The sequence below is a fragment of the Caballeronia arationis genome (assembly GCF_001544975.2).
In the GTDB taxonomy this organism is placed as follows: Bacteria; Pseudomonadota; Gammaproteobacteria; order Burkholderiales; family Burkholderiaceae; genus Caballeronia; species Caballeronia arationis.
Genome location: NZ_FCOG02000012.1, coordinates 134,095 through 143,315 on the forward strand (window position 1 = coordinate 134,095; position 9,221 = coordinate 143,315).

Annotated in this window: 8 protein-coding genes and 1 pseudogene; 5 read left to right on the top strand and 4 right to left on the bottom strand. The window is 65.0% G+C overall.

Going from position 1 to position 9,221, the window contains the following annotated elements; translation table 11 throughout:
• Nucleotides 1-86: 86 nt before the first annotated feature.
• Nucleotides 87-1,049: a DMT family transporter gene (locus tag AWB81_RS09990; RefSeq protein ID WP_062634693.1), complete on the bottom strand. Its 963-nt coding sequence runs from the start codon at nucleotides 1,047-1,049 to the stop codon at nucleotides 87-89.
• A gap of 293 nt (nucleotides 1,050-1,342) precedes the next feature.
• Nucleotides 1,343-2,029, bottom strand: a pseudogene (locus tag AWB81_RS09995) (VOC family protein); the annotation flags it as partial.
• Nucleotides 2,030-2,219: 190 nt separating this feature from the next.
• Here AWB81_RS09995 and AWB81_RS10000 point away from each other — a divergent pair.
• Complete coding sequence (locus AWB81_RS10000; protein WP_062634697.1) at nucleotides 2,220-3,668, top strand: aminotransferase-like domain-containing protein; 1,449 nt, start codon at nucleotides 2,220-2,222, stop codon at nucleotides 3,666-3,668.
• A gap of 19 nt (nucleotides 3,669-3,687) precedes the next feature.
• Here AWB81_RS10000 and AWB81_RS10005 read toward each other — a convergent pair whose 3' ends face one another.
• Nucleotides 3,688-4,281 (bottom strand): Rhs element Vgr protein, encoded by a 594-nt coding sequence (locus AWB81_RS10005; RefSeq protein ID WP_087134876.1) that lies wholly within the window; start codon nucleotides 4,279-4,281, stop codon nucleotides 3,688-3,690.
• 188 nt (nucleotides 4,282-4,469) lie between these two features.
• Between AWB81_RS10005 and htpG the strand changes: the two genes are divergently transcribed.
• Nucleotides 4,470-6,374 (top strand): molecular chaperone HtpG, encoded by a 1,905-nt coding sequence (gene htpG / locus AWB81_RS10010; protein ID WP_062634699.1) that lies wholly within the window; start codon nucleotides 4,470-4,472, stop codon nucleotides 6,372-6,374.
• Nucleotides 6,375-6,431: 57 nt separating this feature from the next.
• Here the strand turns inward: htpG and AWB81_RS10015 are convergent, their stop codons facing one another.
• The gene (locus AWB81_RS10015) at nucleotides 6,432-6,692 is read right to left on the bottom strand and encodes a hypothetical protein (RefSeq protein WP_062634701.1); all 261 of its coding nucleotides are present in this window, start codon (nucleotides 6,690-6,692) and stop codon (nucleotides 6,432-6,434) included.
• A 148-nt stretch (nucleotides 6,693-6,840) separates the two neighbouring features.
• Between AWB81_RS10015 and AWB81_RS10020 the strand changes: the two genes are divergently transcribed.
• The 3 genes from AWB81_RS10020 to AWB81_RS10030 are packed head-to-tail and all read left to right on the top strand — an operon-like array spanning nucleotide 6,841 to nucleotide 8,872.
• Nucleotides 6,841-7,485, top strand: coding sequence for a chorismate--pyruvate lyase family protein (locus tag AWB81_RS10020; RefSeq protein ID WP_062634703.1), 645 nt, complete (start codon nucleotides 6,841-6,843; stop codon nucleotides 7,483-7,485).
• A complete protein-coding gene (locus AWB81_RS10025; protein ID WP_062634706.1) occupies nucleotides 7,485-7,961 on the top strand; it encodes a DNA-deoxyinosine glycosylase in 477 nt (158 codons plus the stop codon). The genes AWB81_RS10020 and AWB81_RS10025 overlap by 1 nt, the downstream gene beginning before the upstream one ends.
• Nucleotides 7,958-8,872, top strand: a complete 915-nt coding sequence (locus AWB81_RS10030; RefSeq protein ID WP_062634708.1) for a class I SAM-dependent methyltransferase — start codon at nucleotides 7,958-7,960, stop codon at nucleotides 8,870-8,872. Before AWB81_RS10025 ends, AWB81_RS10030 begins: the two co-directional genes overlap by 4 nt.
• Nucleotides 8,873-9,221: the final 349 nt, after the last annotated feature.

The following is a 9,221-nucleotide window of genomic DNA, read 5'->3' on the forward strand; positions in this document are numbered from 1 at the left end:
TGCGGCATCGGGGATTGCCGCACATCGCGCGCGTCGGCTTGCCTGCCTGCGCGCGGCGCCAGGAATTCGATTATCGCTCGCTCGTGTCATCTTGAGTTCGTCGTGCGCACCGCCGCCCGGGCGGACGCCACACCCGGCGCCACCGAAGACGAACCGACCGGCGGCGTCGTGCGCACCGCAGCCTTGCGGCCGAGCACCACGGTCGCGATCACGGCGGCGGCGTAGATCCACGTCGACGCCTCGACGTGCTCGCCGAAAAAGAGCGCCGAGAACGCCATCGTGAAGAAGATCTGCAGCAGTTGAACCTGCCCGACGCGCGCGATGCCGCCCATCGCGAGCCCCGCGTACCACGCGAAGAAGCCGATGAACTGCGAGAACAGGGTTACGTAGCCGAATGCGAGCCAGGTTCGCAGCGCGAGCGGTTCCGGATGCGCCGCTTGATGCGCCCACCAGAGCCCGCCTACCGGCAGCAGGAGAAACGGCGCCGACAGCACGAGCGCCCAGCAGATCACCTGCCAGCCGCCCATCTGACGCGCGAGGCGCGCGCCTTCCGCATAGCCGAGCGCGCCGATGCCGACCGCGACGAGCATCAGCAGGTCGCCGGCCTGCAAGCCGCCGCCGCCCGCCTGCAGCGCGAATGCGACGACGATCGCACTGCCCGCGAGCGCGCTCGCCCAGAAAGCTTTCGACGGCCGCTCGTGCGAGAGCCACGCGGCATAGATCGCGACGCACAGCGGCTGCAAGCCGTTGACGACCGCGCCGTGCGACGCCGGCACGGTCTTCATCGCCCAGGCGGAAAACACCGGAAACGCGATGATCACGCCGAGCGAGACGACGGCGAGGCTTTTCACCTGCGGCCAGGTCGGCCGGCGCTCACGGCGCCAGGCGAGGAGCGCGGCGGCCGGAATCGCGGCGACGAGCGCGCGGCCGAGGCCGTTCAAGAGCGGATGGACGTCCTGCACGACGATGCGCGTCATCGGCAGCGTCAGGCTGAAAATGATCACGCCGATCAGGCCGAGCAACATGCCCTCGGTTTCGCGGGTCTTCATCGGGACGAATCTCCTGTTCTGTGGGGCGCGCGGTGCCGGATGCGACTGCCGCCTGCCGTTTATGGGGATCGGCGGGATGAAGGCCCGGCGACCGGTTATTCGGGTTGTCTCGAAAGAGCGTCCGTCCGGGCTTGCGCGACGTCGGCCGCTTCATCAGGCGCATTCGCCTCCGCTTCGTCTTCCGTTTTCCTGCTCTTTGCGCGCCGGCGCGATTTTTTCGCCTCGTCCGCTTCGGCCGCTGCACGCCGCGCCGCTTCGACCGATTCCGCCGATTCCCCGAGCGTCACGACCGAGCCGTCCGGCAGTTCGAATTCCGCGACGAGTTCCGGTGCGCCCGAGGTCGGCTCGACGCGCATCAGATGCGCCGCGCCGAGCCACGCGAGCTGTTCCGCGATCGTCCCGGCGCGCGGGTGGTACCCGGTGAGCGAGCGCAGCGCGATGCCCGTCTCCGGCAGCGCGGACGACGGATGCTGCGTCGTGTCCCACTGGATCAGCGAGGGCGCGACGCCTTCCCCGGCGCCTTGCCACGCGGGAAACGCGCCGTCGTTCGGCACGGTCAGGGCCCAGGTGTTCGAGCCGCGCGACATCGGCACGGCGGGCGCGATGCGCTCCGGGTACTGCGCCTGCCAGCGCGCGAGCAGGCGCGGCCGGTCGACGCGCACGACCCAGTGCACGAGTTGCGGGCCGCTCTCGATGCGCGCCTGCATTGCCGGATCGTCGAGCGCGAACAGACGCGCGCGGGGCGCATCGGCGGGCGGCGCGTCGGGGTCGATCGCGATCACTTCCAGATACGCGCCGCCCCACAGGTTCAGGAGCCGGTTGTGGGTGCGCATCAGCGGATGCGCGCCGCCGCCGGCCGTCCCCACGCCGAACTTGCCGGCGATGAACCGTTCGCCCTCTTCGAGCGTGCGCGCAGCGACGACGAGGTGATCCAGTTTCAGGGCGCGTTGAAAGGCGGGTGCAGGCGGTTGAACGGTCATGACGATTCAGGCAAGGGAAATCAGGGCCGACAGCATAACCGTTCGACTCTGCGCCGGTGGCCGCGCCAAGTCGAGCAAATTCCCGGAAGGACAAATGTAGCGCCTAACACCTGCACAGTAACGGTACAATCGGACCAATACTATTCGGTACAGTTTTTCGCCAAATCAACGCTCTAAACCGGAGCCGCCGATGTCCGTGCCACTCGACCTGATTCCCGCGCCGCACGACGCGCCGCAACTGACGCTCGTCGACCAGCTCGTCCAGTGGGGGCGGCGGCGCATCGACGAACGCGTGTTCCGTCCCGGCATGCGCATGCCGTCGATCCGCAAGCTCGCGCTCGACAAGGGCGTATCGCGTTTCACCGTCGTCGAAGCGTACGAGCGGCTCGTTGCGCACGGCTATCTCGATTCGCGGCGCGGCTCAGGTTTCTACGTCCGCGACCGCGCGGCGGCGACACCGGTCGCGAGCCCCGTCGCGACGCCCGAGCGTGAGCCGGTACAGAGCACGATCGACGTCGTCTGGCTGTTGCGCAACATGCTGCAGACGTCGAGCCCGGCAAAGGGGCCGGGGCTCGGCTATCTGCCGACCCAGTGGCTCGACGGCGAGCTGATCACGAGCGCGCTGCGCTCGATGAGCCGCCAGAGCGGCGCGCAGTTGCTCGGCTTCGGCACGCCGCAGGGCTTCCTGCCGCTGCGCCAGCAATTGCAGACGCGGCTCGCGGAACTGGAGATCGGCGCATCGACGCAGCAGATCGTGATGGTCTCCGGCATCACCCAGGCGATCGACCTGATCGCGCGCCTTTACGTGCAGCCGGGCGATACGGTGATCGTCGGCGACCCGGCATGGTTTCAGATGTTCGGGCGCTTTGCGTCGCAGGGCGCGCGGCTCGTCGGGATGCCGTACACGCCCGACGGCCCCGATCTCGACGCGCTCGAGACGATGGTCCAGACCTGGCGTCCGAAGATGCTCGTCATCAATTCGGTGCTGCAGAACCCGACGGGCACGTCGCTGACCGCGGCGCAGGCGTTCCGGATCCTGCAACTGGCAGAAACCTACGATTTCATCGTCGTCGAGGACGACGTCTACGGCGATCTCGCCCCGCCGGGCTATCCCGCGACGCGCCTCGCGAGCCTCGATCAGCTGAAGCGCGTGATCTTCCTCGGCAGCTTTTCAAAGACGCTCGCGGCGAATCTGCGCGTGGGTTACGTGGCGGCGTCGGCGGAGGTGGCGAACGCGCTGGCCGACCAGAAGATGCTCGTCGGCATGACGAGTCCGGAACTGAACGAGCGCGTGCTCTACAAGGTGCTGACGGAAGGCCATTACCGGCGCCACGTCGAACGTCTGCGAGGGCGGCTCGACGGCGTGCGCGAAAAGACCGCGCGAATGCTGGAATCGACCGGTTTCCGGCTCTTTTCGCAGCCGTCGGCGGGCATGTTTCTCTGGGCCGACGCGGGGATCGATTCCGAAGCGCTCGCGGCCGCCGGCCACGAAGCCGGCTTCCTGCTGACGCCCGGGAGCCTTTTTTCGCCGCATCAGTCGCCGACGACGTGGATGCGCTTCAACATCGCCAATTGCGGCGATCCGGCGCTGTCCGCGCTGCTCGCGAATCATCTCGACAAGGCCGGACGGCGGATTTAGGCGACGCGCGGGGCTCGGATTACACCAAGCGGCTCAGCGTGCTTCGCGGCAGATTCCGGCGGTTCGACGGATCGGCGATGAAGTCGGCCAGCACGGTCTGGAAGAGCGCGAGCGCGTCGGGATGGGTCCGGTACTTGTGCTCGTAGAGATGACGCCGGCCTTCGCCGCCTTGATGCGCGAGCGCGAAATAGTCGGCGATCAGGTTGCCCTGCGCCTCCATGTTGTAATCGCGAAGGCGTCGGCCGGGCGCGAGCGTGTATCCGTAACCGAGGCCGATCCGCACCGCGCCGCGCAGCCTCACCCAGTAGCCCAGCTGATGTTGCCAGACGTGCGTCATCTCGTGCATGAACCACATCTGCGAAGCGAGGTTGGTCGAGAAATCGTCGCGGAAGCAGGCTTTCGGAAAATACAGATGGCCGTTCGGCGCCATCGCCGTGTGCGCAGGCTGCAGGCCGAACGGCAGATAGCCCGTGTCGTGAACGCGGACTGTCGAATAGTCGATCGCATCGGCGAAAACAAGCCGCGCGATCGCGATCTCGCCGCTCGTGAGCGTGCGCGCGACGCGCTTGCGGCCGAGCGCGCGCGAACAGGCGGCGCGCACCGCGACGGACATTTTCACCGGCTGGCTCGATTGGGGATCATGGGCGGAATTGTTCCACACGGCGCGCGGTGAGAGAAAATACACATTCGGCTCTTGAAATTGCCCTGAGATGCCCCACCTGACGCCAATTCGCTCGAGGCGATAGCGCTTCCCCGGCGCGGTCGCCGACATCATCGAAAACCCAACTAGAGGAACCGACCATGGCGCAAGAAACCATGAGCTTTCAGGCAGAAGTGAAGCAGCTTCTGCATCTGATGATCCATTCGCTCTACAGCAACAAGGAAATCTTCCTGCGCGAGCTGATTTCGAACGCATCCGACGCCGCCGACAAGCTGCGTTTCGAGGCCATCGAAAACAGCGCGCTGTACGAGAACGATTCCGACCTGCGCATCCGCGTGTCGTACGACAAGGCCGCGCGCACCGTCACCATCGACGACAACGGCATCGGCATGAGCCGAGACGAAGCGATTTCGCACCTCGGCACGATCGCGCGCTCCGGCACCAAGGAATTCTTCTCGAAGCTTTCCGGCGACCAGCAGAAGGATGCCGCGCTCATCGGCCAGTTCGGCGTGGGCTTTTACTCGGGCTTCATCGTCGCGGACAAGATCACGGTCGAAACGCGCCGCGCCGGATTGCCGGCGAGTGCGGGCGTGCGCTGGACGAGCGCGGGCGAGGGCGATTTCGAAGTCGAGGACATCGAGCGCGCGCAACGCGGCACGACCATCACGCTGCACCTGCGTGCCGACGAGGACGAACTGCTGTCCACCCACAAGCTCAAGTCGATCATCCAGAAGTACTCGGACCACGTCGCGCTGCCGATCCTGATGAAGAAGGAAGAGTGGGACGCGGAAAAGGGCGAGATGGTCGAGAAGGACGAGGACGAGACCGTCAACCAGGCGAGCGCGCTCTGGACGCGGGCGAAGAACGACATCACGGAAGAGCAGTATAAGCAGTTCTACCAGCACCTCTCGCACGATCACGACGATCCGCTCGCCTGGACGCACAATCGCGTCGAAGGCCGCAGCGAGTACACGCAATTGCTGTACGTGCCGAAGCACGCGCCGTTCGACCTCTGGAACCGCGATCACAAGAGCGGTCTGAAGCTCTACGTGAAGCGCGTCTTCATCATGGACGACGCCGAGCAGCTGTTGCCGCAGTATCTGCGCTTCGTGAAGGGCGTCGTCGATTCGGCCGATCTGCCGCTCAACGTCTCGCGCGAAATCCTGCAGGAAAGCCGCGATGTGAAGGCTATCCGCGAAGGCGTGACCAAGCGCGTGCTGTCGATGCTGGAGGATCTGGCGTTGTCGTCGGCGGAAGCTACGGAAGACGCCGAGAAGCAAAAGTACCCGACCTTCTGGAAGGAATTCGGCCAGGTGTTCAAGGAAGGTGTAGGCGAGGACTTCGGCAACCGCGAGCGCATCGCGAAACTGGTGCGCTTCGCCTCCACGCAAAACGATACCGACGAGCAGACCGTGTCGCTCGCGGACTACGTGTCGCGCATGAAGCCCGAGCAGACGAAGATCTACTACGTCACCGCCGATAGCTGGCAGGCAGCGAAGAACAGCCCGCATCTCGAAGTGTTCCGCAAGAAGGGCGTGGAAGTGCTGCTGCTGACGGAGCGCGTCGACGAATGGATGCTTTCGTTCCTCAACGAATTCGACGGCAAGCCCCTGCAGAGCGTCGCGCGCGGCGACCTCGACCTCGGCGCGCTGAACGACGAGGAAAAGCAGCAGCAGGAGAAAGTCGGCGAGGAAATGAAGCCGCTCGTCGAGAAGATGAAGGAAGTGCTCGAAGGCAAGGCGAAGGACGTGCGCCTCACGTTCCGTCTCACTGATTCGCCGTCGTGCCTCGTTGCCGACGAAGGCGACATGAGCGGCTACCTTCAGCGCATGCTGAAGGCGGCGGGCCAGCAGGCGCCGCAGATGCAGCCGATCCTGGAAGTGAATCCGGAGCATCCGCTGGTGAAGGGGCTGAACGCCGATAACGCCAGTTTCGGCGACTGGTGTCATCTGCTCTTCGATCAGGCGTTGCTCGCGGAAGGCGGCTCGCTGGAAGATCCGGCGAGCTTCGTGAAGCGCACGAACGCGTTGCTGTTGACGCGCTGAGCGGCTCCACATCCCGATCAAAAACGCGCTGCCGGTTGATGCCGGCAGCGCGTTTTTTTATTTCTTCAGCTTGCGTTCCTTATTGGCCTGCGCGAGCACCGATGCCGCGAGCGTCTTCGTGTCTTCGGAATACTTGGCGCTGTGAAGCATTTCACTCGCCTTGTGTTCCATCTCGGCGCTCGTCTGCCTGTTCGAATGCGTCTGCGACAGGGCGGAGGCCGCAAGGCTCTTCGCGATTGCCGATGCCTCCGGGTCGCTCAGCGTTTTCGCTGCGAGATGGGCGACCGGCTTCGACGTCTGTTTCTTGTTTTCCGACATTGATGTCCTCTCAGTGTTGATTGGCTCGCGCCAGGTCAGGCCGCGAGACCGGCCATACGTCCCATGACCGGCGCAGCAGTTTTCATCGCCGATATCCGCACTTCCATACGATTCGTCCTAACTCGATGACGGTTTTATAATCACCGCCATGCCGATTCCCCACGATCCCGTCGATGCCCACTGGCGCGTCGCACCGCGCGCCACCTTCACCACCGATCAGAAAGACTGGGCGACGCGCGGCGGCTCGCTCACCGCGCATTTGCGCACGCTCGGCGCGGTAAGCGTGTCGGTCACGCGCGAGGCCATCGACATGCCATTCGCCGACGAATGGCGTGCGCTGCGCATCGGCCCGCGAACGCCGTGCTGGGTGCGCGAAGTCGTGCTGAACGTGGACGGCGTGCCGTTCGTCGCGGCGCACAGCATCGTGCCGCTCGCCGAGAGCGCGGGCGTCTGGCAGGCGATGCGTTCGCTGCGCACGCGACCGCTCGCGGAGCTTCTCTACAGCGACAGCAGCGTCGCGCGTTCGGCGCTCGTGAGCCGGCGGCTCACCGCGCGTCATCCGCTGTATCGGCTGGCGGCCGGACTCTTCGACGATGCCGCCGTGCACGCGCTCGTCGCGCGCCGCTCGGTGTTCGAGCGATACCGCGCCCCGCTGATGGTCACCGAATGCATGTTGCCGGCGCTGTGGTCGCGGTTGTCGTCTTCATTGCGCGAATCGCATCGCGAGCATTCGCGGCCGCTCGAGCATCTGGTCTCGCATTCAAGGCGCCCCGCGCGCCCCGAGCCGAAGTGATGCTGCGAGGCTTCCCCCCGATCGCCGACGAAGCGACCCACACGCTGATTCTCGGCAGCTTTCCCGGCGTCGCGTCGCTCGCGGCGACGCAGTACTACGCGCATCCGCGCAACCAGTTCTGGCGGCTCGTCGGCACCGTGATCGGCGAAGCGCTGCACGAGCTTCCTTACGATGAGCGCGTCGCGCGTCTGCTCGCCCACGGCATCGGCCTGTGGGACGTGCTCGCCGCCTGCGAGCGCGAAGGTAGTCTCGACGCCGCGATCCGCCACGCGAACCCGAACGACTTCGCGTCGTTTCGCGTGCACGCGCCGCTTCTCAGGAAGGTCTGCTTCAACGGCAAGACCTCAGGCCGATTCGAGCCGGTGATCCGCGCGGCGGGTTACGCGACGCTCGTGCTGCCGTCGTCGAGTCCGGCGAATGCTATCCTCTCGTTCGACCAAAAATTGCGCTTCTGGCGCGAGATCCTCACGACATGACGAAACTCATCAAGCGCGCGTCCGCCGAAGCGCGTGCGTTCAACGGCAAAGCGCGCAACGAAAAACACGACAGACGCTCGAAGCGCGAACGCGCCGACGACCTCGACGACGCCCCGCGCATCGAAACCCCGCGCAAGCCGCGCTTCGCGCCCGTGACGTTCTCGGAAGAGGGCGGCGTCCGTTTCCTGCATTTCGGCACCGAATGGGTTCAGGGCGCGATGCGCCTGAAGAAGCCGAATCACATCGAGCTCGAGTACGCGCAGCAGATGATGTCGTGGCTGCTTTTCATCGAGACGCCGAAGTGCATCGTGCAACTCGGCCTCGGCGCCGCCGCGCTGACGAAGTTCAGCCACGCGTTCCTCAAGCGTGCGAAGGTCGAGGCGGTCGAACTGAATCCGGCGGTCGTAATCGCGGCGCGCACGATGTTCGAACTCCCCTCCGACGACGCCCGTCTCACCGTCAACGAACAGGATGCATGGGAGTTCGTCAACGATCGGGCGAATCACGGCACGATCGGAGCGCTGCAGATCGATCTCTACGACGCGACCGCGCGCGGTCCCGTGCTCGACAGCGTGTCGTTCTATCGCGCCTGCCGCGCGTGTCTGACGCCGGAAGCGGGCGTTGCGACGATCAACCTGTTCGGCGATCATCCGAGCTTCGTGCGCAACATGAAGCGCCTGTCCGAAGCGTTCGACGGCCGCGTGATCGCGCTGCCTGAAGTGCACGACGGTAATCGCGTCGCGCTTGCGTTTTCGGGTCCCGCGCTCGACGTGCCGTTCGCGGCGCTCGAAAAGCGCGCGAAGCTCATCGAGAAAGAACTGAAGCTGCCGGCACGCGAGTGGGTGCGGGCGCTCGCGATCAGCGAGCACGAGCGTACGGGCGAAAGCGCGCCAGAACGGTTCGCCATCTGAGGCTCGAAGTTCACAATAGTTTGCATTTGATGCGAAAACTGTTGGCTTAACGGTGTGCGAAGATTGGCTAGATTAATTCTAGCCAATCTTTTGACGCAGATGCTTCGGAATACGAATCGAACTGCCCGGAGCCAGATTGATAGATGGGGTGGCCGATTGGCACGAAATGAAGGCACGTGACGGGGTGGCAATAGGAGGGGTTCACTGCGATGGGTTCGATGATATTGCCGACGCAGGCGTATAGCCTGCATCTTGCGAAGCAGCCTGCACCATTCTCGGTGTTGTCGTTCGAAGGACGCGAGGCGATCAGCGAGACGTATCGGCTGGCGATCGAGTTCACCAGCGCCCG

Coding starts and splice junctions, on each gene's coding strand:
- AWB81_RS09990 (WP_062634693.1), bottom strand. CDS start 1,049: ATGAAGACCCGCGAAACCGAGGGCATGTTGCTCGGCCTGATCGGCGTG.
- AWB81_RS10000 (WP_062634697.1), top strand. CDS start 2,220: ATGTCCGTGCCACTCGACCTGATTCCCGCGCCGCACGACGCGCCGCAA.
- AWB81_RS10005 (WP_087134876.1), bottom strand. CDS start 4,281: ATGTCCGTCGCGGTGCGCGCCGCCTGTTCGCGCGCGCTCGGCCGCAAG.
- htpG (WP_062634699.1), top strand. CDS start 4,470: ATGGCGCAAGAAACCATGAGCTTTCAGGCAGAAGTGAAGCAGCTTCTG.
- AWB81_RS10015 (WP_062634701.1), bottom strand. CDS start 6,692: ATGTCGGAAAACAAGAAACAGACGTCGAAGCCGGTCGCCCATCTCGCA.
- AWB81_RS10020 (WP_062634703.1), top strand. CDS start 6,841: ATGCCGATTCCCCACGATCCCGTCGATGCCCACTGGCGCGTCGCACCG.
- AWB81_RS10025 (WP_062634706.1), top strand. CDS start 7,485: ATGCTGCGAGGCTTCCCCCCGATCGCCGACGAAGCGACCCACACGCTG.
- AWB81_RS10030 (WP_062634708.1), top strand. CDS start 7,958: ATGACGAAACTCATCAAGCGCGCGTCCGCCGAAGCGCGTGCGTTCAAC.